Raw genomic sequence first — 26,273 nt, forward strand, 5'->3', positions numbered from 1 at the left:
CCCTCCTTAATGACTACCAGACACATCCAATGTTGTTTCAGTAGCATGATTCTTTCCTTGAGATTGCTGAATACGCTTTGTTAACTCTTTTTCATACAGCGATTCATCGAGAGGAAAAGACACCCAATCATCGATCCAAGTCGATAGCTGCATCGCATTGGAAAGTGTTAATCCATAAATACCTTCTTTCCCTGGCGCAAGTAACGGCTCCCCTGTTCGAATCGCATTGACGAAGTTTTGGGTAATCCCTTCATGATCAGTGGCATCCTCTTTCACTTCAATCGGAATAAGTTGGCTGTTCGGTGCGCCGAAACCACCTTTGTACGATTGGTTAAATGCTGGTTCCTCTGTTTCCAACTGCCAAAACGTCAGCTCCTCGTTCTCAATCACGACTTTTCCTTTCGTTCCTGTTACTTCGAGCCGGTTCGTTCCAGGTGCTTCAGCCGTTGTTGTAATAAAGACGCCGGTCGCGCCTGTTTCGTATTCAAGATAGGCCGTTACTTCGTCTTCCACTTCAATGTCGCGGTATTTGCCAAATGAACAAAACCCTCGCAGGCGCTTTGGCTCCATCTGTAGCAACCATCCCCAAAGATCGAGCTGATGGGGACATTGATTAATAAGAACACCACCGCCTTCTCCTGCCCAAGTTGCGCGCCAGTTACTAGAATCGTAGTAGCTTTGTGATCGATACCAGTTCGTAATAATCCAATTCATTCTTCTAATCGAACCCAGTTCACCGTCATGAATTAGCTTTCGCAACGTTTGATAGATTGGCTTCGTTCGTTGATTATACATAAGCGAAAAGACGAGACCGCTTTTAGCAGCAGCTTCATTCATTTCGCGAACCTCACTCGTAAAGACACCCGCAGGCTTCTCACAAAGCACATGATACCCTTCTGCAAAAGCCTTTTGAGCGAGGCGAGGGTGGCTATAATGAGGGGTGGCAATCAATACAGCATCAAACAATCCAGAACGGAAGAAAGCGTCTTCATCTGTGAAAAGAGGAATCCCATCAAAATGTCGTTGTAATTCCGCCACCCGTCCAGATCGTTCCTCAAGAAATGCCCCAATGATAGCGCCTTCAATTTTGTTTTGAAACAAGTAGGAAGCGTGTGAAGTACCCATGTTACCAAGCCCGATAATACCAATGCGCACAGTGTCCATCCAATCGTCTCCTTTTTATCACATTACGTATAGTCTAGGATGCCAGTTAAAGAAAAACTGTTTTGCTATTGCTGAATTTCCCCATCCATTTATACGTGGTTGTCATTGCTTCTGCAAATTAAGTCGATATTGGTGGGGAGTGGTTTGCAGCTCTCGCTTAAACATTTGAATGAAATACGAGACATTCGTAATGCCGATTTTTGAACAAATGGCTTCTAATGAAAGGGTGCTGGTTTGCAATAAGTGACAGGCCTCCTTCATTCTTCTGGCGGTTAAGTAAGTCGTAATGCTGCTGCCTGTTTCTATACGAAACCGTTTTGATAGATAGGACTTAGATAAAAACAATTCGTCTGCTAATTCATCAAGCTTAAATGGTCTTGCGAGATTCCCTTCAATCCAGCGCATGACCCGTTCAGCATAGGGAAGATTCCGTGTCTGTAAGCTAGGTGAATGATGTTTTAGCTGATGTTGAACATACCCTAACAGCTGAATAAGGAACACATTTTCTCGATCAATTTGCTCTTTCAATGGGCAAGTTCCTAAGCTCTCGTCGTAGAGTTGACAAAGGTGTTGAATATAGGAGAAATCAGCGGTAAAGTCAATGAATTGATGATCAAATGTATCGTTTTGCATGTGGTAAAAGAGTTGGAGCATAGAAGGGTACATATGTAGAAGTCTCTCGGTGTGAAGTGGATCAAAGTGAAGGGTTGATCGTTCATAAGGTTCATTCTTTAATGTGGCAACGTGGTGTAATTGAAACGGCTGAAAAAAGAACAATTTCCCTGGTGTTATCGGTGTCACACGCTGATTTAAAATCACATTTCCAGAGCCTTTAAAGACAATTAATAGTTCGAAACCTTGGTGCCAGTGATAGTATTCAATCGGAAAGCTCGTTTTATTGTTATGCCAGACAATTGCCTTTTTGTGCTCTGGTATGAACTGGAATGACGGTTTACTCACACATCATCACCCTTCCCGTTTTGAACAACAGAACAATATTTTTCATCATTGTATCACTACTTTCACTCATTTGGAAGCGCTATCATAAAAAAGAACGTCCAACGACAAGAAGGAGGAAGAGCATGATTACAGAGAAAACACGAATGACGACCATGCAGCTAAACGAAAAGGTCATGGAGATGGCAAAGAACATAGGAGAGAAATCACCTCATGCCACGAACCGTGAAGGGAAATACGATGACCTGGACGTTGATTGGTGGACATCAGGCTTTTATCCAGGTTTATTATGGCTGATGCACGACCTTACAGGTGATCCGTTTTATCGCATACAAGCAGAACCGTGGACAGAAAAAATTGAAGCCGCATTTGAGGCCCATCCAATCGTACTCCATCACGATGTTGGATTTCAGTTTCTTTTAACGGCAGTTATGGATTACGAACAAACTGGAAATGAAAATAGCTTACGAATAGGGCTAAAAGCAGCGAATTATTTAGCTGGTCGTTTTAATCCTGTTGGTGGCTTTATAAAGGCATGGAATGGCGATGAAAAAAAAGGCTGGGCGATTATTGATTGCATGATGAACATCTCCTTACTATATTGGGCAAGTAACGTTACCAATGATCCAAGCTATGCCCATATTGCCAATCAACATGCCGATACAACCCTTAAATACGGTGTTCGAGAGGATGGGACGACAAGCCATATTCTTTCTTTTGATCCCCATACTGGGGCTTTTATTGAAGCGTTAGGGGGCCAAGGGGAGGCTGCCGATTCAGCATGGAGTAGAGGAAATGCGTGGGCACTTTACGGCTTTGCAAATGCCTATCGACATACTGGAAAGGAGGCGTATTTAATAGCGGCAAAGAAGATTGCGCACCACTTTATTGCGGCTTTACCAGAAGATGCCGTACCTCTATGGGATTTCCGGTGTGTGGAACGTGACCATGCACCTAAAGACAGTTCAGCAGGTGCAATAGCAGCATCAGGTCTTTTAGAAATAGAGGCAGCCGTTGAGCCAAAGGAAAAGCAGCTCTATGGACAGGCAGCTAGACGATTGGTGAAAGGTCTAACTTCCCATGCCCTTGCACCGAGTCAATCTGAAGCCATTCTTTCATTTGCAACGGGCCATTGTCCAGCAGGACGTGATATCAATGTCTCACTCATTTATGGCGACTATTACTATGCAGAAGCAATTGCTAAGCTAGACGGTTGGAAACGACGGATCTTCTAATCTAAAGCAAACAGGAGGGGAAGGAATGAAAACAGGGGTTGAGATGCCTGCAAATGTTCAAACGAGACGGAACAAATCAATCAAATCAACACTTAGCTGGTACGTCTTTTTATTACCGACGTTTCTAGGTGTTGCTTGTTTTATAGTCTACCCTGTTTTCGAATCATTCCGTTTAAGCTTTTATAACTCAAACGGAACGATTGAAACGTGGGTAGGCTTAACGAACTATCAGCGCGTTCTAAGTCAGGGTGCATTTTGGAATGCTGTATACAATACATTCTATATCGCTTTCTTTCAATTGCTGTTAGCCATTCCAATCGGGTTTATTTTAGCGAGTATGATTAATCGTATTAACCGCTTTAAAAGTGTGTTTAAAGTGATGTTCTTTTTACCAAACGTTACGTCCATTGTCGCCGCAGCGATGATCTTTATGTTCGTTCTCCAGCCGGAAGTTGGCTTAATTAACCATGTGTTAGATACCCTTGGCTTACCAACATCACCGTGGTTGTCCGATCCGGGAACATCAAAATGGGGCGTTATTTTGCTCACGATCTGGCATTGGATTGGATTCGTCATAATCATCTGTCTAGCGAATTTACAGGCAATCTCTCCAGAGCTCTATGAAGCATCGGAAATCGACGGTGCTACGGGATTTCAACAATGGCTCTTTATTACCATTCCAAATATGGCAGGAACCTTTGCTTTCCTTATTATCATGGGCTGGATTTCTGGTTTGCAACGGTTTCAAGAAATCTTTGTATTAGGAGGAGCCGGGGGAAGTCCTGGAAGGTCGTTACAAACGATGGTTGCCCTTATTTATGAGCGTGGTTTTGGCGGATTTGAGTTTGGTATTGCTTCGGCGATTACCGTTCTTTTATTTCTGATTATTCTGCTCTTTACGGTGCTCAACATCAAACTAACTCGCTTAAAGCTTTAGGAGGTGAAGGAGAAGATGAATAACCATAGAAACATGCAGAAGATAACACAGATCGTCCTGTATGTTGCTCTCGCCATCGTGGCGATTATTGTCGTCGCACCTTTTGTGTGGATGGTAAGCATTAGCTTTGATCGACTGGCTAATATCCAAGTACCATTTCCACCAACGTTTATTCCGGACCCGTTTTCCTTGTTTAACTATGAGCTTGTGTTTGAAAACGGCCGCATTTTCAGCGCGTACCTGAATTCAGCATTTGTTACGTTTTGCTCTGTGTTTTTGCAAATCTCAGCTGCATTATTAGGAGGGTATGCGTTTTCCAAAGGGCAATTTAAAGGAAAGAAACTGTTGTTTATCATTGTGCTCGCAACGATGATGATTCCAATAGAAGCGAGACTCATTCCTTTATACACCATGTTTAACTCAGCAGGGTTACTGAATACGTTTTGGCCTGTTATCGTACCATCGATTTTATATGGGTTTGGCGTGTTCCTGGCAAAGCAGTTTTTTGACCAAGTTCCTGATAGCTTGCGAGAAGCCGCTCAAATTGATGGCGCTAGTGAATTCAGAACATTCTTTCAGGTTTATGCACCGCTGGCAGGACCGATTACCGCAACATTAATCATTTTATCGTTCATGGGCAATTGGAATGAATTCGTTTGGCCACTTGTTGTGTTAAACTCGGAACGCTTGCATACTATTCCACTCTTTTTAGCAAGTTTTTCATTAGAGAATGGCACATCTCTCGCCGGAATGACCATGGCTCTTGCGACAATGAGTGTGTTACCTATTATTATCGTCTTCGTCTTTCTACAGCGCTACATTATTCAGAGCATCGCATTAAGCGGTTTAAAAGAATAGGAGGAGTTCAAATGGATGTAAAGCGATTGCCTGTTGTTTGTTTCGTCGCCACGTCTCTACTACTCTTACCAGGCTGCTTGCCCCAAGAAGGAGAGGAGAGCCCTCAGCTAGAGGAAAGTGATTTAACCATTGCGATGATTGGAGAATTTAAGTTTCAAGACACAACCGATCCGATCACTGCTCATAAATCAACAGGGTTTCATGCGGTGAAAGAAGAGTTTGAACGACTGCATCCCGGCGTTACCATCGATTTTGTCATCATGCCATGGAATAATTATGTACCAAATACTCAAGCGATGATAGCTGGAAGTCAAGCAGACGTCTATCAAATGCCAGGTGTGAATGACTTTGCAGCTCAAGGCTTACTTGAACCGCTCCAACCATACATTGAGGAAGATGCGTTTGATTTAAGTGTCTACCACGATAATTTAGTAGAAGGCTGGATGACATTTGGGCCAGAAGACGATGATTTGCAAATCTACTCGTTACCTGTGCTAGGAGATGGTCGATTTATTCAGTACGATAAGGAGCTATTTGAACAATGGGGTGTGGAACCACTATCGGATTACCCAACTGTTGAAGAAGTAATGGAAAAAGCAAAGCAAATGACAGGGGAAAATCCCGTTACAGGTGAACAGAACTATGGCATTTACTTTGCAGGCACACATGACACCGCCTTAACGGCAACCAATTTTATGGAGGGGTTTGGTGGTGAATGGGGCACTGGTCAACGGTGGGAAGAAATCGAATTAAACTTTGATTCAGAAGAAATGGAGCAAGCGCTGCATGCTATGATGGAACTGTCTAACTATATGCCAAGAAGCTTTATTAACGGGCAAGGAAACGATCGTTGGTTAACCCCTAGTAACAATATCGCAATAGCCGTTAACCAAGGGAATGGAAACATGAAACCAATCTATGCCCAAGAACTAGAAGACCGCTTTCCTGTTGTCCAAACGTTTAAGAATGAGGAAGGTGCAGGGAGTATGTTCTCTGGAAGTCCCTTTGCCATCGGTCAGACGAGTCAAAACAAAGACCTAGCATGGGAATTTATTAAGTTCAGCTCAAGCGAATATTTTCAGCGCTTTCTCTGGGAAGAATGGGGCAGCACCCCTGTGATTAAAGAAGCGGTAGAATGGGATAGTATTCAAGAAATGGCGCTGATGCCCCCTGTTTTAGAAGCCATGACGAACGCTGTCACCCCACGTTATCCGTGGGCGTCCTCACAACCACGATACATTCTCCAAGCGAAGATAGAAGGCGCTCTGACAGGAACCCTGTCTGTCGAGCAAGCGCTTAAAGAAGCACAGGCTGAAAGTACAGAATGGATTCATTCACGTTAATGTAGCAGGACCAATAATCCTCCCTCTCTGGCTTTGGAATACAGTCAGAGGGTTTTTTAGTGTGGAGCAAGAGGGGCATTTGTACATAGAGGTAGGAAAATTTCTTATTACGTAACCTCAACCCTGCTAATGGCAGGGTTATGAATCATTTGAGCATCCTCTCGTTTTATGGAAGGCCATCTAGTTTTAATTTCAGAGGTAGAGAGATCACTAATTTAATTCTATATGCAACGATTGGGAGTGAGAATTCGAATATAAGAGTAAGGATGTTGAAAGGAGTAGAAATGTGTTTAGTGACAAGCGTTTAATCCGTTACATACTAAGAAAAGGATCGGATCAAGCTGCGGAAGAGTTGATTCGACGTTATTACGATGACTTATATTATTATCTTTACCGGCAAATTGGTAATGGAGATGACGCTCTCGATTTAACACAAGAGGTTTTTATTTCAGCTTTAAAAGGTTTAAGTTCCTATGATGATCGTAAATCTTCTTTTCGAACGTGGCTCTTTCGTATTGGAACATATAAAGTCATTGATTCTCGGCGCAAGCTAAAAATCACTTGGTTCGAATTAAAAGAAGGAGAATTGGTGGAAGAACAAGATTTTCACGAAACCTTATATCAGAAAGAGCTTTTAGATGCTATCAATCAATATGTCGCGAATTTTCAGCCAGAAATACAAGAAATTTTCCATTTAAGAGTTTACGGTGAACTATCTTTTCCGGAAATTTCTTCATTGCTTGCTCAAAAAGAAGAACGAATTAAAGCTCTTTATTACCGACTGATAAAAAAAGTTAGGGAGGAGTTTCATGACTATGAATAAGAGGCAAAAAATGATTCTTCTTAATCAAGATGAGAAGGATCAAAGCATTGCACTTATCTTAAAAGAAGTGAATTTGAAACCAGTAACGTTTAGAGCATTTATTGGTTCTTTTTTTCAAGAAGTTGGTTTCCGATACCTTTTCTGGGGATTAGGAGATATTTTATACATTGTCGGTCTCTTGCTGTTAGGAGTAGGTGCTCTTTACCTTCCTGATTTAAATTCTTTCGCTAAGAATGGACATGTTGAGTATGTTTATTTTGCTGTTTTTATGATATCTCCTCTTTGCTATGCCCTACTGTATTTTCTTGGAATGTGGAAAGAGAAATTGTTAGGAACATTCGAATTAAAAATGACACTGAAAGTTTCGTTAAAAGAAATATTCATTTTACGTATGTTCATGTTCAGCGGAATTTCTTTAATTGTATCTACAATTGGGAGTGTCTTCATTTGGCAACTAATTGGTCAAGAACTTTCATTAATGAAACTATTCAGTCTTTCTTTTGCTTCTTTATTTTTATTTGCTAGTATGCAACTACTTTTAGAATTTCAACTACCGATGCGTTGTCACTACTGGGTCACCCCAATGATATGGGCAGTGATCGGAATTCTCTTTATCTGGAAAAAAGACTTAATGACTCAGATTCTGTTGTATCTTCCTCTTTCACTTATAACCGCAATCAGTTTTGGGTTTATTCTCCTATTTATCTATTTGTTGAGGTACAACTACTTAATGCAAAAGGAAGGAACGATTTATTATGCTAATGCTTAGCCACGTTAGTAAACACTTTCAATCGAATGAAATTTTGGAAGACATCTCTTTAACATTTGAAAACGGCGTGTACGGCTTACTTTCTCCAAATGGAGCAGGAAAAACAACTTTATTAAAAATGATTACAACGCTTTTATTTCCAAGTTCTGGTGAAATCTTATGGAATGGTCAATCAATCAAAGACTTGGGGGCGGAGTATCGTGGAGTAATTGGCTATTTGCCACAGGATTTTGGTTATTACGGAAATTATACACCGTTCAAATTTTTACTGTATATGTCAGCATTGCAGAAGATGAAAAAGAGGGAAGCGGAGAAAAGGATTGATGAGTTGTTAGAACTTGTTGCGCTTTCTGATGTGAAGAATAAAAAAATGAAACGCTTTTCAGGAGGGATGATTCAACGAGTAGGCATCGCTCAAGCCATGTTGAACAATCCGAAATTATTAATATTGGATGAACCAACAGCTGGGTTAGACCCAAAAGAACGGGTAAGATTTCGTAATTTAATTCACCGTCTTGCTCAAGATCGAATTGTTATTCTATCGACACATATTGTTTCTGATGTTGAGACCATTGCAAAACAAATTATTATGATTAAAAATCGTCGACTTTATTGTTGTGAAACGCCAGCTTCTATTATTCACTCGGTTCAAGGGAAAATTTATGAAGTTCCTGCTAGTTATACGTTATCGGAAGAGCAATTGTTATTAAGTGAAAGAGAAGGTGACAGAGGTCATTTAATGAGAATCGCAAGTCCATTTAGTACAAAAGAAGGTGTGGAAGTACGTCCCAGCTTAGAAGATGCTTTTCTATATATTTATCGAGATGAGGTGTCTAAAAATGGTGCGAATTATCCTCTATGAAATTCGTAAACTTTTAGAACAACCAATTATTCTTTTCTTTTTTATTGCGAGTGTACTACTAAATACAATTTATATTACAACAGTAGACTTAAACCAATCCTATTTAGATTATGTTCAAGACATCAAAGAAAAAACGGGGAATGTGATTTCAGACGAGTTTAAAGGAGAACTTGCTCACCAATCTTCTAGTAAAGATCAGCAACGTTTACTAACAGAAACAAGATCACTAGAGAATGTATTTCTCCATTATTCAACGGCGGAGTTAGGTGAAGAGATTATTGATTTTTATCAAATTCAAGGTTCGGTTGCAGAACAAATGACGAAAAAATATGAAACGTTGGCTCCGGTTGTTTTCGAATTAGACGAAACGCATGCTTCATTAGAAGTTGGCGCAGCAGGAGAAACCATGAGTGTATTTACCTTTATAAGAAATCGATTGTTTAATACCATTTTGGCTGAGTCGTTACTCTTTGCTGTATTAATTGGTTTATATGGAAGTACATCTGAAACATTCACAAGAACTGATAGACTACTTCTAAGTTCAAAAACAGGACGAAACATACAAGTTAGCAAGTATGTGGCAAGTGTACTCCTTACATTTCTTTTTTATTTAACAATGATTCTAGTAACGTTTAGCATGTTTAATCTTGTTCATCCTATTGGACAAATATGGAATACGAGTATTTCTACTCAATTTCATCTAAATGTATATTTCCCTCAGCTATTAGAAGTTCCCTTTATTCCATGGTCTCCAATGACTTTGTTCAATTATACATTTTTATCCATTGTATTAGGGGCTTTTCTAGTCATTATTTGTCACGGATTTAATTTCCTAATAGGTTTATGGACAAACCATTTGTTTCAAGGGTTTCTTGTGTTTGTTGCTGTATATGTTGTCTTTCTGAGTTTTGGGGCAATGGTCGACCAGTTAGGTTGGTGGAGTTTGCAAGCAGTATTAATGTGGCATCCAGTCTCACTTTGGAGGCTACAAGGATATTGGTTTACGGAGATGGGACCTTATGCAATTTTGCCTTGGCAAGAATCCATCGCTATGGCAGTAAACCTCTTACTTTTAGGTATTAGTTGCATTGTGACAGGTGCATTCTATTCAACGAAAGAGGTGAAATAACGTGTTTATTGTTGAATTGAAGAAATTAGTGCAACCAAGTATCTTTCTAGTTGCACTGTTAATAACAATTGTATTCTACAACTTAGAATTAAACTTTGTACATAAAGGTTGGCCAATAGCTGGAGCAATTCAATATTATGAACAAGCCTCAGATTGGCAGAGCCGTTTTGGACAAAATCTCGATGATGAAGATATAGCAGAGGTTGAAGCCGATTATAAGTTCTTAATTGAGCAAGTGGATAAGATCGTAGTAAATCACCCTATTGCTAAAGAATTACAACTAAGTAATTTTGCCGAATTTGAACGATGGTATGAAGAGAATCTCCCTGCCGGTGCCATAAACGATTTGAATGAACAAGAGATGGAAAAGTATCAACAAATAAATACCATTCAGCAGAGTTTAGTAGATCATAACAATTATTCAATAGACGGACAAATTGCCGTCTTAAGAACAGTATTTAACTCAATAAGTCAATTTAATTCACCTGAAAGCTTTTTAAATAATGCTCTCTATACAGAAGTAGAGAGAGAACGACTTTCAAAAACGCTGTTTAAAGATGAAGGTTGGCGAAATATAGTGCCTCCTGAGTTGACTGTGGTTTTTGCTGCTCACTTTGAAAGCTTACTAAAGGTACTAATTATACTGATGTCTTTATTAATTCCTTCTGTTTTTGTTAGGGATCGCTTATTAGGTATTCAAAAGACCCAATGGAGTAGTCACCATGGTCGAAGGATAAGATGGACTCAATTTGCTGTTGGTATGACTGCAAGCTTTATGTTGATTACTTTTATAGTAGGATTATTTGTAAGTTTATTATACACAACTGATTTTAAACCCTATTTTTCTAATGGATTAAACTCTTTCTTCACAAGTCGCGAGGAACCCTTATTGCTATCTTTCTATCAGTGGACATTAAATCAATGGATAGGGAGAATGGTGATCTTGATCTATTTAATTGGGCTCGCTTACAGTGGAATCCTCTTGTTGATCTCCCAAACGAGTAAGCATTATTTATCATTACTGATGAAAGTCATACCTGTTTCGTTTACGTTCATTATGATCGCTAATAGTGTACTGAAAGATGCTTTTTATCTAAAAAACGATTTGTACCAATGGACTAACATTCCCATGGTTGAAGTATATGCGTCTATTCTTTTAATGGTTGTTTGTATCAGTTTACCTATTATCTTCTGTCTTCGACAAAAAGAAAAAGATCTAGTGAACTGATTCCACTTATCTCTCAATTGTAAGAGTAATAAAGGAATTGGCTAGGTGAAAACTTATAAAAAAAGTAGGAAAGTGAAAAGTGGTCTTTATTACGTAACCTCAACCCTGCTAATGGCAGGATTATTTATCATTTGTTCTGATAAAATAAGATGTAAAAGAATTAATTTTAAGTAAATGCCACCGAAGAATTTGGATTGAGGATAAATTCAATCGTGAATTCTGGTGGCGAGTATGGACTAAAAATAGCATGAAGTTAAAAAGAAAATAAGGAATGGTCTTGTATCATAATGATAGTATATAGACCTAAAAGAGGAGGTTCTTTCTATTTTGAGCAAAAACCATATTTCAAAAAAATCAATTGTCATAGGTATCTTTTTAAGTATTTTGCTAATCTCTGTCATTGCATTAGTATTCAACAAACCTCCAAAAAATAGTGCGCTTAAAGGAACCTATTTAAGCAGTGATCTACCTTTTGCAACAATGGTATTTGATTTAGATGATAATCGTACATTTTATTTCTACAACGAAAGTGAAACGGATAAAGGAACATATGAATACGTTTCAGAGACAACCTATAAGATAAACAGTGAAAAATTTAATGGACAAGAAATGATGTTTAACGGGGATGATGAAGTAAGAATTCAAATCGATCATGAAACCTATACGTTCAAAAAAGATTCTGATCTACCGACAATAATAAATGAATGAGCTGATTTAATTAAAATGTTTATTGAAATACGCAAGTCATGAGTGACTAAGAAGAATAGCAGTAGACCTTAAGGAAAAGCGAGAACCTTCCTTAAGGCAACAAGTCTTTAATGGATTGGATCTGGTCTAGATACAAGAAGGAAAAAAGGGGAATGAGGGCTAAAGCGATCACCAGAAAAAGGATTCTCCACTTTGGTCGATGCCAACTAAATAGGACGAAACCGACATTCATTGCTAATAGGGAAGAATACATAAATCCTCTGGCTTGTAACGAGTCAATCGAATGAGTAATTAAAGAAAGCTCCTGCTGGGTAAAATCTTCTTTGTCTAAAGAAATGGAATGTGGTTGGAACACACCTTGTCGTACGAAGAGTTGAGTCTCAGTTGTCTCATAGGTGAACACGCCAGGAAATAAGTGAAAGGAATACATGGCTATTGGTGTGCCAAAAAGGAAAACGGCAGTAATGAAAAGGCCGACTTTGTTTCTAATAAAGACTCCTCCTTTCGGATAAGAACAATCTAATTTTAGCAAATTATCCAATTCTAAACAAAAAACTGAATGACCATTTTCTTTAAATACAAAAACAACCACCCATAAATTTTGAAAGGGTAGTTGTTTTTTTGTCGTCACAGCAGTTCTTCTGCAATTTGATCAACGACCAAGTTTATAGCAATTGGACCGTAGTAGCCGATCCAGAGACCGGTGTTTTTCTCGTAAACGTGATCGTTCTTTACAGCATCTAGCCCTTGCCAGACAGAGGATGCTTGGAAAGACGCTGTTAAGTCTAGGTTTGTGTCGTCTTGCAGTAAGAAGAGATGATCAGCTTCTAAATCTGGCATGACTTCAAGGGAGATCATCGTACTGGAATCAGAACTTAACGTAGCCATTTCTGGTGGCGTCAGACCGAGATCGTCATACAAGATTTGTGCTGTTCGGTGGGATGTAGTGTGAAGGCGTATCATATCATCCCTTGGTCGAATGAGACCAACGATTTCATCGCCTACCGATTCTTCCAAATCGGCTTTTAGCTCGTCCACTTTTGTTGTGTAATCGGCTATCACCGTTTCTGCTTTTTCCGTTTGATCTAAGATTGTCCCAAAGGAAAGGAGCACTGTCTGCCAATCTTCCATTCGATCGAACATGATGGTAGGAGCAATTCGTTCTAATTGATCATAGATGTCTTCATGGGTGTCTGTGGCAATAATGAGATCAGGATCGGTGCTAATGATCGCTTCTAAATTCGGTTCGAGGTAGGTACCTAGCAAAGTCGCATCACTAGGCGCCTCCCCAAGATACTCTGGCAGACCGTTATCGGTTTCAGCGTAAACGGTTCCGACAGGGATCTCGTCTAAAGCCATCATTTGGTCTAAAAATTGTACATCTAATACAACCACTCGCTCTGGCTTGTCTTCTACGACAAATTCACCCTTTATATGTTCAATGACTTCGTTATCTGAATGCTCTATGTTTTCTTCTGTGCTCGTTGAACAGGCACTGAGAAGGAGCGTCATGCATACAAGACTTGTTTTTTTCCATGTATCGTTCATACATACCCTGCTTTCAATTGATAGTGAGAATCATAATCAACTATAATGATAGTAAAGCAAGAGAGAAGCGTCCATGGATATTTCCGTTTTAATATGAAAGAAAACGACTTTTATGATTGTGAAAGGGGATTCGATTATGATGGGGAAGGAAATGATCCTTCAATTAACATCAATTACATACGCTCAAAGCCTTCAAGTGATAAGACAAGCACAGGGTCATCATGGCTTCCTAATGGAAATAACATCGAATGAGAGGAACATAAGGTTTATCCCTGCGCATTTTGAACAGAATCAGACAATGGAGCTTACAAGCGGCTACTATATTGAATTCCTTGCATTAAAAGAAGAGGATCATGTGTTCAAACCGACTGTATGTCTTTTTCCAAAGGCGACCAAGTCGGAAATGCCTTATCGTTTTGAGCACCTACTCGATGAAATGGTCACACATTTTAAAGAAGGATCAGATATAGGCTATCTTCGAGCAAATGGCTATTTCCAAGAATTAGTGAGTACACTTTTAGTTAAACAGCAAGAAATGAACGAATCCATTGAAGCCCGAATCGCACAAAGCAAGCGCTATATCGAAACCCATTATCATCAAGAGCTGACCCGAGAACAACTCGCCGAGAGAACGGAGCTTCAAGTCGACTACTATGCGAGGAAATTTAAGGAGCATGTAAAAATGAGTCCGATGGCGTATGTGAACCACGTTCGATTGCAAGAAGCTAAGAAGCTGTTGCTTGAGAACCGGTTAAGCGTGCACGCAATTGCGAGACAGGTTGGATTTAATGATGAGTTTTATTTTAGCCGCAAATTCAAACGAAAGGAAGGCTATGCCCCTTCTGTTTATAGCCATACGTTTAAACAAACCCAAAGGATTGCTTCTTTGAATCATTTGGTAACGGGACATTTAATTGCCCTTGGCGTAAAACCATATGCGGCCATTATAGATGAATCGTTTCCTGCGCTAGAGCATTTAATGGAGACCAAGTCCATAGGGGAGAAAGGTCCGGATTTAGAACGATTACTGGCGATGAAACCAGATTTACTTGTACGGACAGGAATGACCACTGAATCTCAAACCCAAAAAGAAGCGCTTTTAACCCATATTGCTCCTACCATCGTCCTGAATTATCAAGACGATTGGCGTGCCCATTTGAACACGATTGCGAAAGTCATCGGACGAGAAAAAGAGGCAGCTGCCTTTTTAACAGCCTATAGAGAGCAAGTCGAGAACGTGAAAGAACGGATATGTGAAAATGTAAGGGACGAACGGGTACTGATTATAGGTATTGGTCACGGTACTCAGTGTATCTATGGAAAGCGAAACATCGGCTCCGTCCTGTACGGAGACTTGCACGTAAGGGCCCCAGAAGGCATTGACCGCATTGCTCATATAGAGGAAGTGAGTGTGCAGAGGATAGCGGCGTATGAACCGGACCGTATCATCGTTACCGTGTACCGAAAGCATAACCAGCTGCCAAGTAACAAGCAGATTCGAATGCAATTAAGTCGCCTACAAAACAATCCAGTCTGGCAATCGATGCGCGCAGTAAAAGACCATCACGTACATGAAATCTTTGCAGAAAAGCATTTGTATACGAGCTACAACGCGTATTCACATAAGTTGATGCTGCAAAAATTTGCCCAATTCATTGGCTAAACATATAAAGGTCGGAAAACACCAAAAAAGAGACTGGAATGTCTATGTTCTTTTTAATCGTGAGCCGTATACTAGTCGAATAAACTTGATAAAAAGGTGTTGGCTATAAATGGACACGACCCAGCTAGATGAGTACCACACGTTTTTTATAAACAAAGAAGAACCGAATGAACAATATAGACGATTATCCTATTTAGTTGAAGAAGCGGGCTGTCGTTCTTTTCTAGAGAGTTACATGGCAAGCTGCGGCACATCGGATTTAAAGATTGCCGCCTCGCTTTTTCTAAAGCATTATGCCAGAATAGTGGCTGCTTCTACCCTTTATCACTTGGCAAGCGCTGATGCTGTCTTGCGCTTACCGCCAGATCAAATGTACGTAAGTGAAAACGGGCGTCAGTTGTCTATCCCTCATGCAGACAAGCTGTGGCTAACTATCCCAATTGAGAATCGAACAACCATGCGGCAAACGTTGCTGTCTGAATTATTCGCAGATCATCTCACGCCATTACTCGTGACGATGAAACAAGTCTCTTCTGCGCCCTATAACATACTGTGGGAAAACGTGGGTGTCCGTATCAATTCCAATTATCGCAAAATGCTTTCGAAAGACATAAGCCCAATTGTAAAGCAACGCATCATCGACGATTTTACGTTTTTACAACAAGCAGATGGTGCCCTATTTGCATGTAAGAAGAATCCCATTCGCTCCTTTCTCTACTTGCATAACCCTGACGTGGAAGCACCAAAAAGGCGCACTTGCTGCTTTAATTATAAAGTCGGAAAGAGGGAATACTGTGAAGCGTGTCCACATCTCAAACTTGTGTAGAAGATTCAAGCAACCTAAAAAAGTGTGTAACCATTGCTAAAGACGTTTCGTTCTGCCTCTAGGAAGGTAGCCATCCTATAAGTTCAAAAATAGGAGGAGATCGAGATGAATAAGAAATGGTTCGCTATTGTTCCGGCGGTTGCGCTTGTAGCAGCACCACTTCCCATGCAGCACGCATCCGCCTCCGATGATCAAATGGTACAGGCAACAGATGAAAAAAATGAGTATGAAAACGTATTAAACATCGCCCCAGAACACCAGCCAACGCTTACCCAAGGTAGCACAGGTATGTATGGAAACGAAGTTGACTTTGTTCAATTTACGATCAGCCAAGCTGGATTTGAAACCGAGGTTGACGGGGTATTTGGACCAAACACGGAAGATCAAGTCAAAGCCTTTCAAGCCGAACACGGACTGATTGCTGACGGCATTGTTGGCGTCAATACGTGGGTAGCGCTGTTCTCAGAGTACGATGACGCACAATTCCCAGTGGAAACAGCGATTCACTATGCAGAAGAGGAACTTCAAAACGATGACCTCATCTTTAGTAGCGACGGTGTCTTAAGAGAAGATTCAGAAGGGAACCACTTCTACTCCCTTAAAGCACAAAGCCAAGACTTAATTGATAGCGGCGGCTCCGGCACAGTCGGATTCTACAACGTCTATAAAAATGGCGATGTCGTCGAAGCCGATCCACAATCGTAAAGAACAATAAATGGAGAACCCTTGACCAATGTGTCAGGGGTTTTTTCGTGGTTTGATTGAAAAGTGGCAAACGTTGTGGACTCTACTTAAGCATTTTTACTAGCAGAAACAGTGTAGGAAAAGAGATTAATCATGCTGACGATGAATTGCTAGACTTTAGCCAGACGATTGAAGCAATGGCATCTGTTGATGACGACAATGGGGAATATGGCTCTGGACTATATGAAGGCCTGAACGTTCAAGAGGCAACGATTGATGACAATCAATCGATAGTCAGCTATAACCTACATGACGGTAGTGAGCCATCCGAACAAGAGCGGATCGATTTTGAACACGTCGTTCAATTAGCTGCCCTTGACTTCCAAGTAGAGGAGCTTCGACTTGTCAATGAAACAGAGAAAGTGATCTCTATCTACCCTTTAGCTGAACCGTTTGATTTCAATGAGGAAGAACAACATGAAGAATCAAATGAATAAGAGGAAAGCACAGCTATCACGAGAGAGGATGCCTCGAATATCGTGTTTGGCTATATTCGAGATCATGGAGACTATGACCTTGAAGAAGTGCAAATAGGTGTGGAAGATCGAGAGGACGAAGAAGATGTATTTGTTGTGCGCGTATTTGTCTTTTCAGGAGAGAGGATGAATACAGTAGGCTGGTACCAAGTAGACAGAGAAACAGGGGAAGTAGAAGAGAGGCAGTGAAGTGACGATGAATAGAAGAAAAGACTACCTGTGCTTTAGTAAACAAGGTAGTCCTTTTTGTTACCCTTTATTATACATTTCTACCACAAAGGGAAAGATTCAACGTCCTATTGAATGAAAATGAAATCAGACATTAAATTCCAAGGGTGATTCGTTGAGCGATTTTGGAACTGAAACTGTCCTTCTTCAAAGCCACTTGCATCCCACCAATAAAACCAACCATCAATAATGTTGTCTCCTGTAAGATCAATGTGCTGGCTATGTATACTTTGCAAGCGAGTGCCTTCCATTGTCGCTTGTCTTAGATGACCATAGCCTATTTCAGCAGTGACGACATGCATATACGCGCCTCCATGATCGGCTGCAGACCTAAACTGAAATTCGTCGAAATACTCGAAGTCTGGATGTTTCTCCGAATAAGCTGCATATACAGATAGGAATGATAACGGTGGAGCGGGGCCAAAAGTCGATATGGGCCCAAAAGCCTCAGAATCCTTAACAAATTGAGCATGAGGAAAATCTTCTCTAACCTTTTCTAGTAATTGGGTTTCCATCAACTCAAAATCAACAGGTGTCTCTTGAATACTTGATGCATAAGCGTCTTTAGACAAGAAAAGAAAAAACAGAATCAGACATGTGCTAAATACCTTTTTCATGTTAAAACCTCCTAAATTTTGTCTTACAATACTTATATCGGATAAAATATGTTAATCTAAAGTATTTTCAGAAAATATTTAAAAAAGTAAGTGAGACCTCAAAGACGGCTCTAATCAAGAAAGCCATCTTAAAAAAATGAAAATTATCCTTAAAACTATAAACATCTTAAAAATCCGTTCGATATATAGAGTAGCAACACCGCAAGACAATCTCCAAACGGATGTGGAGATCAAAAAAACATAAGGATGTGTTGAACAATGATTATCAACAACAATTTGAGCGCAATGAACGCTCACCGTCAACTTGGCGTAAACCAAGGAATGGCAGCAAAAGCACAAGAAAAATTATCTTCAGGTCTTCGTATTAACCGTGCAGGCGATGACGCAGCAGGTCTAGCAATCTCTGAAAAAATGCGCGCACAAGTTCGTGGTTTAGACCAAGCGAGCCGTAACGCGCAAGATGGTATTTCTCTAATTCAAACAGCTGAAGGTGCTTTAAACGAAACACACTCAATCCTTCAACGTATGCGTGAACTTGCTACACAATCAGCAAACGATACAAATGACGGAAGTAACGACCGTGAAGCGATTCAAAAAGAAATGGATGAATTGGCGAACGAATTAACACGTATTAACAAAGATACAACGTTTAACGGTCAATCTATATTTAATGGTGGCGGTACTGATGGAAATGGTACTGGCTCATTCAGTCTTCACATTGGGGCAGACGGTAGTTCTGAAAAGTTAAACATTACTATTGGTCAATTTGATGCTGCTACGTTATTAGTTAGTGGAGGAGAAGATGCAGAAGCTGGTGCAGATGTCTCAGCTAGATATACTGGAGCTACATTTACTGCGACTGATGGTGATGATGCAAGCTTTACTATTACTACAAATGCACAAGGTGAAGTAACAAACGTAAGAAATGCTGCTGGAGAGGCAGTTGATCTTGATAGTTTTTCAGGTGAATTTACATCTAGCACCGGAGATACGTTAACATTTGCCGCTCCAACAGCTGAAGATAACACTCAAATCCCTCCTGTAGAAGCAGCCGCTGGAAGTCTTACTTCAGCAGTTACTACTGAAGCTTCTGAAGCTAGAGCGGGAATTGACGTTACAACACGTGAAGCAGCTACTACTGCAATTGACACGATTAACGATGCAATCAACACTGTATCACAAAACCGTGCACAATTAGGTGCTTGGCAAAATCGTCTAGAGCACACAATTTCTAACTTAGAAAACACTTCTGAAAACCTAACTGCTGCTGAGTCTCGTATCCGTGACGTAGACATGGCGAAAGAAATCATGGAATTCACGAAGCAAAACATTCTTGCTCAAGCGTCTCAATCGATGCTTGCTCAAGCAAACCAAGCTCCACAACAAGTACTTCAGTTACTTGGATAATCATGAAGAGCCCCTTCTTATGGAAGGGGTCTTTTTTGTATGTGCTTGTGCAACTAGCACATAAGCAAGAGCGTCAGTTAGTTTCGAACTAATTGAATGACGGTTTCGTTATTCTCGTCACGTACGGCATATGCCAGTGTTGTTCCGTCGCTGCTTACAGTAAAACTATCAATGCGGTCATCTTCACCTAGCTCTGGGGTATGTGCCGTTGTTGTGGTATCCGTGTCTAAATTGAAATGAATAAATTCGTCATCGTAGGTAAACATCATAATGGTTCCATCTGTTAATGGGTACGTCGCAATGCCCTCGCCAAGTTCAATCGATTCACCTGATTCAATACTGTAAGCAAAATGAGTCATGCGTCTGTCCTCCAGCATGGCATAGAGAATATAACGGTCATCGGAGGTGAGAATCGATGTTTGTGATTTTTCATTGTTCGCGAAGAATCCAACCTCTGCTGAATGAATGAATTCAGACGTATCATCTTCTAAGTTATAATGTAAGATCCCTACGTCAGCTAGAACCGCATACATTTCTGTTCCATCGCTTGTAATGGCTCCATGGGGGTATGCACTTAGTTCCTCAAGATCAACTTCATTTGCAACGGTTTCCGTCAAGTCAATCTCTTTGACTTCATTTGAATCCATATCCCAGAGATACATATGTACCACCTCATCGTCATAATGATTGCGGCTACTAATGACGCGTCGAGGATCTTCTGAATAATTCGACCCCATTGTAACAACATATTGATCCCAGTCGTTGTCCATATAAAATTCGGTTACTTCTTCACTAGAAGGGTTCAGTTCCGCTACCCAATTTCGCTCTTCAATTGGTCGGTCACTGTCAGAGTGGGAATAAACAATCATTCCACTTTCAGAAAGCATTGGTTGAATAGGATGTTCACGTTCTGGGATATCCGCTTCTTTCGTTTCACCATTCATCCAAACCTTTGAACTTTCAATATTTGTTAATTGGCCAGGCTTCTCTCCCCATAATAACGTATCACCGTTTTCACTTATGTAAAACACTGTGTCAGCAACATGACCTTCAATAGAAATTTCATCGAAATGGCTGTATCCCTCAGCTTCAACCTCTGCATTCTCGTTTTCATCAGTTGGCTCATTTCCATTACCATCTTCTTCGTTACCCCCACATGCGCTTAAGAGTGTAACGCTAGTAAGACTGACCATTGCCCCGTAAACTAAACTTTTTCTCATTGTTCGTCTCCTTTTCGTTGAATTCATAGGTGATTGTCTAAAGTTTTAACATTTTGCAAATAGTAAAGACAGTAAATCTTTTCCCACTTTTATAGGAATTAAACGCTTTATTTACGTTGTTGCACCTTTTAAAACGCAAAAATAAGCCTATTCACTTAGTGTGAATGGGCTTAATTAATTATAGAGGTAAGTAGCGTGATGCTTCTTACTATGCATACACGACTTTAAACGGTTCTAGTTAGAAGAGAACACAATGCCGCTAAATCTATTCTCATTTTCTTCAGAAGGGACTAAATCCGCACGGACTTCTCGGTAATCAGTGCGATCACTTAAGTGACCAGTCATTGTATGAAACGTCGCTTCAAGCTGGTCACTTGTATAGTGCAACATAAATAACTCTTCTTCTTCATCCATTTCTTCTCGCTCAAACTGAGAGTCTTCAGGAAGGACAGCTTGAATTAAGTCGTCTACTTCCTCTTTGCTACGATCAACTTGGTCAGTTCCTTCAAAATGAAGCACAACGGTATAGGTTAGGGTATCATTATAATTTATCCAGATGGATTCGTTTTGAAAAAAACCGATTCCCTCTGTGTCAGATGTGTCTTCTCCAAAAGCTTCAACAAACTCCTCATATGTATCGCCTAACCTAGCTTCACCTAATCCGATAAACTCTTCATTTGAAGAAGTAGACGCTTCCCCGGATTCCACTTGTTCAGCCGTTTGGTCATCATTTTCTGTGTTAGCGTCATTAGTCGTTCCTTCTTCATTTTCTGAACAAGCCGCTAAAACAATGACGATTAAGCTGCTTAAAAAAAATCTCTTCACCAATCTTGTTCAACTCCTCCTATTGAATAGGTAATATCCATTTTTTCTTACCCTAAACGGACTTTTGCAAACCGGAAAATTTCATTTCTTTTTATGAAAGGGTATATAAATTCGTTTATGAAATGGGAGGGAGAAAAATTTTCAAGAGAGGGAACCGTAAGGATTTTTCTTAAGTGTGAACACTATGTGAATTAGTTTGTGAAGTTATTCACAAATCTATGAAAGCGTGTATACTAAGAGTGTAAAGAGAATGTGAAAACATTCACAAAGGAGGAAAAACCATGTTACAGTTCTTGCAATCATCTAAATTAGCTCAAGTAGCACTAACGGTTTTACGTATAGCTTTAGGGTGGATGTGGTTTAGCTCAGGTATTGGAAAAGTGATGGGAGGAGAATTTAACGCAGGTGGATTTTTACAAGCAGCCGCAGCCAATCCGGTTTTAAAAGGGGGTACGGAAGAAGTAGCCTACCCGTTGTACGTAGCTTTTCTTGAAAACGTAGCAATCCCCAATGCAGACTTGTTTAGTTTTATGGTTATGTGGGGTGAGGTGTTCGTCGGAATCGCTTTGATCATTGGTCTTTTCACGAAAACGGCTGGATTTTTCGGAGGGGTCATGAATACATCTTTCTTGCTGGCTGGAACTGTATCAACGAATCCACTTATGCTTCTGATGACCATTCCGTTATTAGTAAGCAAGCGTAACGCTGGGCGTTTGGGCGTCGATCGTTTTACACCAGCTATTGAAGAAAAGGTAAAGAATAAAAAACGACCGTTAAAAACGATAGAGAAACCAGCATAGTCGGTAGCGGCACCATATCTATTAGAACCTACTATGTAAGGGGGAACATGAATGAATGTATATGAGCATATTCTTCAACAGATTTATGGAAAGCCCCAACTGCTTATTGATGAAAAGAGACTTTTCTTAAATGCCATTTATGAACGTGTTGTTATCGCGATAACAACAGAACAATTAAACAGCGGAAAGATCTACAAAGTATTGCTTGAAGAAATGGAAAAGGACAACGATTTACGTCTCTGGATTAATGGCTCTAAGCCTTACAACCAGTATGCCTACTATGTTCAGACCGCAATAAAATTAGGTGTATCCTTCACCGTTGTTCATAGTAAAAGAGCCTCACCTTTCGGGTTAGTTCTAGCAACAGTATCTGTGCCGTCTAATGTGAGCAATCCGTTTATAGAAGATCATCATTTTCATTTCGATGCAGAGGACGTTTTAGAAGCTAGTTAATAGGATTGATTTCTATTTTAAGATTCATTCTATTAATCAGTGCACTAATACTATTCACTGGCTGTTCGAATTCAATTAATGATGAACAAACAGAAAGTTCAGAGAAAAACATCTAAGTTAAAAATGAAATATTCTAAAACCTAATATAACTACAGAAGCAGCTCGAGATAAGAATTATAACTAACTTTTAGTGATTATTGAACGTTAGGAATGCAGTAACTCTTTTATGATTCAAACTCAACATCTTTAACTATCGCGGTATAAAAGCGGTGAGACTTGTGCTCATAAATAACTCGGACCGTAAAAAGAGCATTACCATTGTATCGTTGGTTGTTGTCATTTTTTGAAACTAACTCATAGCGAAACAACACGTCATACATTCTATACCCTTGGTCAATTACAATTTTACTGCTATTTCTTTCTACAACTTCTAGATTTTTCTTTGTGGCTACATTTTCCATGTCATCTAAATAATCTTCAAAAGTCAGGTCTGGGTTTTCTGATGCTTCAAATAGATAGTTTTCTTCAGTGAAGCTTACTAAATCTTTCATTTCGGAGCTTGTCTGAACGTGTTCAAGTTTTTGAAACTGTTCTACATAACCAATTTGCCTCTGTACATCTTGTATAGCATGTAAGCTAATTACATCCATCTCCAGTTCTTCTAGAAAGTTCTCTAATACTAACTCGGCATGCTCTTCAGTTGAGCGTGCTGGCTCTGAATTGAAAGAACATCCAATAAATAGAGAAGTCAAAATAAGAACAAAAAGCTTTTTCATACGTCTAATCCTCCATGAACTATAACATCCTCTGTCATCATATCACCTGTTTTAGTATTATAGTAAGATAAAATAGTGATGATATACGTAAATGGATGTAAACACCTCGCCACCGTTACTCTAGTGGCGAGTTTTTTTAAGTAAATGTCTACTTTGCTATTTTCCCAATTGAAAGATTCATAGAAGTAGGATACGGTTAACGAAAGCGCTTTCGTTAAGTGGGGATGTTTATGTAAGCGCTTTTATAAAAATTGAATAAAGGAGGCATAAGTATGAAACGAAAGTGGTTCTTATTCTTTATGGTGGCTTTATTGTTCATTCCTACAACAACGAGTAACAATACGGAAGCTTCAACTTTATTTAATACACTCTATTTAGTAGAACAAGACGGGGAGCGCTCATTGTCGAGTGTTCAAGGGACTGGGTTAAAAGCAGATACGATCCGTGCAGCTGGGGAGGGGAATGTCTATTTAATCGAACAGATAAGTGGATCGTATGATGGAAACGGTACAGCTGTTGCAGATTTATTCTTAAATGGGACAGCAGTCGGTATCGGGATCGATGCACGTGTTTCCTATGACTTTGATGGAGATGGGCAGTGGGACCGAGTAGAGGAAACGGATTTAATAGCGACAGATGGGGTTTTAGAGGAAGGCTCTTATGAACAATTTACAAGAGAATTGGTTCATGTGGAGGGAGATGCTTACAAAGCATTTGAAAACGGTAAGATTCAGGTTGAAGTGTCGATGAGATTTGGGAATGGCGATGCAGAGATCAAAGTAAATGCACCAGAGCTCGCTTCGAATCTACAGTTGCCGTATACGCTTGAACAAAAAAGCGATGAATCCCCTAGCACAGGCGAGAATCTTGTACGGAATGGCGATTTTTCCGAGGGAACAGCGCATTGGGATACGTGGGATGGTGAAGGCGGGCAGTCAACATTTTCGGTTGAGAATGGAGCAGGGAACATGCACATTCACCAAATCGCTGGTATGCACCCTGATTGGAACATTCCGATTAGCTGGTCAAATCAATTGTTTCAAGAAGGAATTTCTCTTGCTGGAGGAAACGTCTATGAATTGAGTTTTGATGTGTCATCCACAATGGAACGACCGATTGAAATTGAGCTTAATGGGCTTTCCAACAATCCGAAACATGCCTTTGATGTCACAACCGACACCGATACGAAACGAATTGAATTTTCATTGTTTCAGCAAAGCGACCTACAGCTTATGTTTTTATTGGGGAATGTTCGAAATGGTGAAAACCATACAGAAAACCGTCCTCACACGATTACGATAGATAATGTATCCATAAATAGAATTGGTGGGATTGGCGATAACGAACCAGACCGAGAATGGGAACTCGTCTGGAATGATGAATTTGAAGGCACGGAATTAGATCGCTCCAAGTGGAACATCGATACAGGTAACGGGTTTTATTCAGGAGGAGAGTACTTCCCGGGATGGGGGAATAACGAATCACAATCCTATCAAGAAGAAAATGTGGAAATCAGAGATGGACACCTTGTCCTTCGTGCCGAAGAAGAAACCGTTACAGATGAGCACGGTACGTATGACTTCACGTCAGGTAAAGTTCAAACGAATGGCTTATTCAGTCAAGCATACGGAAAGTTTGAAGCAAGAATGAAGTTGCCAGAAGGTCAAGGGTACTGGCCTGCTTTTTGGATGATGCCTGAAGAAGATATTTACGGAGGATGGGCGTTATCAGGGGAAATTGATATTATGGAAAATCGCGGCTCTGAAACCGATGAAGTTGGCGCAGCGATTCATTACGGAGGTCAGTGGCCAAACAATCAATATTCAGGGGGAGCTTATCGTTTTCCAGAGGGTCAATCCACAACGGATTTCAACGTGTATAGCGTAGAGTGGGAGCCAGGAGAGCTTCGCTGGTATGTAAACGGAAATTTGTATACACGATTAACCGAATGGCATTCTGATAACGGCGAGTATCCAGCACCGTTTGATCAAGAATTCTTTCTTATTTTAAATTTAGCTGTTGGTGGCTGGTACGGTGGTGAACCAGACGCAACTACTGAATTTCCGGGTGAAGTCGTTGTAGATTATGTTCGCGTGTATGAAGAAGTAGGCGCGAACTATCCTCAGCCAGGAGAACCAGACGATCGGGAATGGGTTGAAATAGGAGAAAACCTAGTGCGAGATGGTGCCTTTACAGAAACAACAGAGCTTGGTACGCCTGACCAATTGTCAGATACGTGGAATATCCACAACCAAGGCTGGTATGAAGGCTGGGCGGGTTTAGCCGATTTCGCCATTGAACAAGAAACCTTGCGAGCAACGGTTCAGCAGGTCGGTTGGGAATGGTGGCACATTCAACTGTTTCAAAATCTAGAAGTGTCAGAAGGTGTGTACAAACTAGCCTTTGATATGCGTTCCGATACCCCACGCTTTCTAAATACCGAATTAGTCGGCAGTCAATCAGGGATAAAGCGACACTCCATTGGAATGGAAATGGAAACCCATGAAGCGATCATTGAAGTAGACGAAAATGGGGATTACAGTCTTATGTTTGGCTTTGGACGACGAGCCGGAGATGCACAACTAGCAGTTCCTTATGGAATGGAATTGGACAATGTCCGCTTAGTAGAAGTAGAAGAAGTGAAATAAGAATAAAGGAAAACCGCTGCGGCGCAGTG

General features: G+C 40.3%; 27 protein-coding genes. 19 read left to right on the forward strand and 8 right to left on the reverse strand.

Features of this window, described 5'->3' with window-relative positions:
* Positions 1-6 precede the first annotated feature (6 nt).
* Positions 7-1,164 carry a Gfo/Idh/MocA family protein gene (locus BK583_RS02590; RefSeq protein ID WP_055735350.1) on the reverse strand — a complete coding sequence of 386 codons (1,158 nt, stop codon included), beginning with the start codon at positions 1,162-1,164 and terminating at the stop codon, positions 7-9.
* Positions 1,165-1,266: 102 nt separating this feature from the next.
* A complete protein-coding gene (locus BK583_RS02595) occupies positions 1,267-2,124 on the reverse strand; it encodes an AraC family transcriptional regulator (RefSeq protein ID WP_038483771.1) in 858 nt (285 codons plus the stop codon).
* A 122-nt stretch (positions 2,125-2,246) separates the two neighbouring features.
* On the opposite strand from BK583_RS02595, the gene BK583_RS02600 reads away from it, so the two are divergent.
* From BK583_RS02600 to BK583_RS02640, 10 genes are all read left to right on the forward strand, one after another.
* On the forward strand, positions 2,247-3,356 hold the full coding sequence (locus tag BK583_RS02600; protein WP_055735349.1) for a glycoside hydrolase family 88 protein: 1,110 nt from the start codon (positions 2,247-2,249) through the stop codon (positions 3,354-3,356).
* 25 nt (positions 3,357-3,381) lie between these two features.
* Positions 3,382-4,293 (forward strand): carbohydrate ABC transporter permease, encoded by a 912-nt coding sequence (locus BK583_RS02605; RefSeq protein WP_035393654.1) that lies wholly within the window; start codon positions 3,382-3,384, stop codon positions 4,291-4,293.
* 15 nt (positions 4,294-4,308) lie between these two features.
* Positions 4,309-5,151, forward strand: coding sequence for a carbohydrate ABC transporter permease (locus tag BK583_RS02610; protein WP_055735348.1), 843 nt, complete (start codon positions 4,309-4,311; stop codon positions 5,149-5,151).
* Positions 5,152-5,162: 11 nt separating this feature from the next.
* A complete protein-coding gene (locus BK583_RS02615) occupies positions 5,163-6,494 on the forward strand; it encodes an ABC transporter substrate-binding protein (RefSeq protein ID WP_038483765.1) in 1,332 nt (443 codons plus the stop codon).
* 286 nt (positions 6,495-6,780) lie between these two features.
* On the forward strand, positions 6,781-7,317 hold the full coding sequence (locus BK583_RS02620; protein ID WP_038483763.1) for an RNA polymerase sigma factor: 537 nt from the start codon (positions 6,781-6,783) through the stop codon (positions 7,315-7,317).
* Positions 7,310-8,086 carry a hypothetical protein gene (locus BK583_RS20390; protein ID WP_055735347.1) on the forward strand — a complete coding sequence of 259 codons (777 nt, stop codon included), beginning with the start codon at positions 7,310-7,312 and terminating at the stop codon, positions 8,084-8,086. Before BK583_RS02620 ends, BK583_RS20390 begins: the two co-directional genes overlap by 8 nt.
* Positions 8,073-8,948 carry an ABC transporter ATP-binding protein gene (locus BK583_RS02625; RefSeq protein WP_055735346.1) on the forward strand — a complete coding sequence of 292 codons (876 nt, stop codon included), beginning with the start codon at positions 8,073-8,075 and terminating at the stop codon, positions 8,946-8,948. The genes BK583_RS20390 and BK583_RS02625 overlap by 14 nt, the downstream gene beginning before the upstream one ends.
* The gene (locus BK583_RS02630) at positions 8,926-10,077 is read left to right on the forward strand and encodes a hypothetical protein (protein WP_055735345.1); all 1,152 of its coding nucleotides are present in this window, start codon (positions 8,926-8,928) and stop codon (positions 10,075-10,077) included. The genes BK583_RS02625 and BK583_RS02630 overlap by 23 nt, the downstream gene beginning before the upstream one ends.
* Positions 10,078-10,093: 16 nt before the next feature.
* Complete coding sequence (locus BK583_RS02635; RefSeq protein ID WP_139366157.1) at positions 10,094-11,305, forward strand: hypothetical protein; 1,212 nt, start codon at positions 10,094-10,096, stop codon at positions 11,303-11,305.
* Positions 11,306-11,632: 327 nt separating this feature from the next.
* Positions 11,633-12,013, forward strand: a complete 381-nt coding sequence (locus BK583_RS02640) for a hypothetical protein (protein ID WP_038483752.1) — start codon at positions 11,633-11,635, stop codon at positions 12,011-12,013.
* Between the two features lie 91 nt (positions 12,014-12,104).
* Here BK583_RS02640 and BK583_RS02645 read toward each other — a convergent pair whose 3' ends face one another.
* Both BK583_RS02645 and BK583_RS02650 read right to left on the reverse strand, forming a co-directional pair.
* Positions 12,105-12,644: a hypothetical protein gene (locus tag BK583_RS02645; RefSeq protein ID WP_055735343.1), complete on the reverse strand. Its 540-nt coding sequence runs from the start codon at positions 12,642-12,644 to the stop codon at positions 12,105-12,107.
* The gene (locus BK583_RS02650; RefSeq protein WP_055735342.1) at positions 12,641-13,561 is read right to left on the reverse strand and encodes an ABC transporter substrate-binding protein; all 921 of its coding nucleotides are present in this window, start codon (positions 13,559-13,561) and stop codon (positions 12,641-12,643) included. Before BK583_RS02650 ends, BK583_RS02645 begins: the two co-directional genes overlap by 4 nt.
* A gap of 136 nt (positions 13,562-13,697) precedes the next feature.
* Here BK583_RS02650 and BK583_RS02655 point away from each other — a divergent pair, with 136 nt between their 5' ends.
* The 5 genes from BK583_RS02655 to BK583_RS02675 all read left to right on the forward strand — a co-directional run bounded on the left by BK583_RS02655 (position 13,698) and on the right by BK583_RS02675 (position 17,459).
* Complete coding sequence (locus BK583_RS02655; protein ID WP_055735341.1) at positions 13,698-15,224, forward strand: helix-turn-helix domain-containing protein; 1,527 nt, start codon at positions 13,698-13,700, stop codon at positions 15,222-15,224.
* A 109-nt stretch (positions 15,225-15,333) separates the two neighbouring features.
* Complete coding sequence (locus BK583_RS02660) at positions 15,334-16,050, forward strand: IucA/IucC family C-terminal-domain containing protein (protein WP_055735340.1); 717 nt, start codon at positions 15,334-15,336, stop codon at positions 16,048-16,050.
* A 105-nt stretch (positions 16,051-16,155) separates the two neighbouring features.
* On the forward strand, positions 16,156-16,755 hold the full coding sequence (locus tag BK583_RS02665) for a peptidoglycan-binding domain-containing protein (protein ID WP_055735339.1): 600 nt from the start codon (positions 16,156-16,158) through the stop codon (positions 16,753-16,755).
* Between the two features lie 56 nt (positions 16,756-16,811).
* Positions 16,812-17,231 (forward strand): hypothetical protein, encoded by a 420-nt coding sequence (locus BK583_RS02670; protein ID WP_055735338.1) that lies wholly within the window; start codon positions 16,812-16,814, stop codon positions 17,229-17,231.
* A gap of 42 nt (positions 17,232-17,273) precedes the next feature.
* On the forward strand, positions 17,274-17,459 hold the full coding sequence (locus BK583_RS02675; protein ID WP_055735337.1) for a hypothetical protein: 186 nt from the start codon (positions 17,274-17,276) through the stop codon (positions 17,457-17,459).
* A gap of 107 nt (positions 17,460-17,566) precedes the next feature.
* Here BK583_RS02675 and BK583_RS02680 read toward each other — a convergent pair whose 3' ends face one another.
* Positions 17,567-18,115, reverse strand: coding sequence for a DUF4879 domain-containing protein (locus BK583_RS02680; protein WP_055735336.1), 549 nt, complete (start codon positions 18,113-18,115; stop codon positions 17,567-17,569).
* Between the two features lie 258 nt (positions 18,116-18,373).
* Here BK583_RS02680 and BK583_RS02685 point away from each other — a divergent pair, with 258 nt between their 5' ends.
* Entirely contained in the window at positions 18,374-19,522 is a 1,149-nt protein-coding gene (locus tag BK583_RS02685; protein WP_055735335.1) for a flagellin N-terminal helical domain-containing protein, read from the forward strand.
* A gap of 77 nt (positions 19,523-19,599) precedes the next feature.
* Here the strand turns inward: BK583_RS02685 and BK583_RS02690 are convergent, their stop codons facing one another.
* Entirely contained in the window at positions 19,600-20,742 is a 1,143-nt protein-coding gene (locus BK583_RS02690; protein WP_055735334.1) for a hypothetical protein, read from the reverse strand.
* A 234-nt stretch (positions 20,743-20,976) separates the two neighbouring features.
* A complete protein-coding gene (locus BK583_RS02695) occupies positions 20,977-21,570 on the reverse strand; it encodes a hypothetical protein (RefSeq protein WP_035393619.1) in 594 nt (197 codons plus the stop codon).
* Between the two features lie 278 nt (positions 21,571-21,848).
* Between BK583_RS02695 and BK583_RS02700 the strand changes: the two genes are divergently transcribed.
* Both BK583_RS02700 and BK583_RS02705 read left to right on the forward strand, forming a co-directional pair.
* Entirely contained in the window at positions 21,849-22,367 is a 519-nt protein-coding gene (locus tag BK583_RS02700; protein WP_055735333.1) for a DoxX family protein, read from the forward strand.
* A 51-nt stretch (positions 22,368-22,418) separates the two neighbouring features.
* Positions 22,419-22,820 (forward strand): DUF1694 domain-containing protein, encoded by a 402-nt coding sequence (locus tag BK583_RS02705; protein WP_055735332.1) that lies wholly within the window; start codon positions 22,419-22,421, stop codon positions 22,818-22,820.
* 224 nt (positions 22,821-23,044) lie between these two features.
* On the opposite strand, the gene BK583_RS02710 is transcribed toward BK583_RS02705, so the two are convergent.
* Entirely contained in the window at positions 23,045-23,596 is a 552-nt protein-coding gene (locus BK583_RS02710) for a hypothetical protein (RefSeq protein ID WP_055735331.1), read from the reverse strand.
* A gap of 272 nt (positions 23,597-23,868) precedes the next feature.
* On the opposite strand from BK583_RS02710, the gene BK583_RS02715 reads away from it, so the two are divergent.
* Positions 23,869-26,244 carry a family 16 glycosylhydrolase gene (locus tag BK583_RS02715; RefSeq protein ID WP_078440010.1) on the forward strand — a complete coding sequence of 792 codons (2,376 nt, stop codon included), beginning with the start codon at positions 23,869-23,871 and terminating at the stop codon, positions 26,242-26,244.
* The last annotated feature ends 29 nt before the right edge of the window (positions 26,245-26,273 follow it).

This window comes from Shouchella oshimensis, from assembly GCF_002019765.1.
GTDB lineage: Bacteria > Bacillota > Bacilli > Bacillales > Bacillaceae_D > Shouchella > Shouchella oshimensis.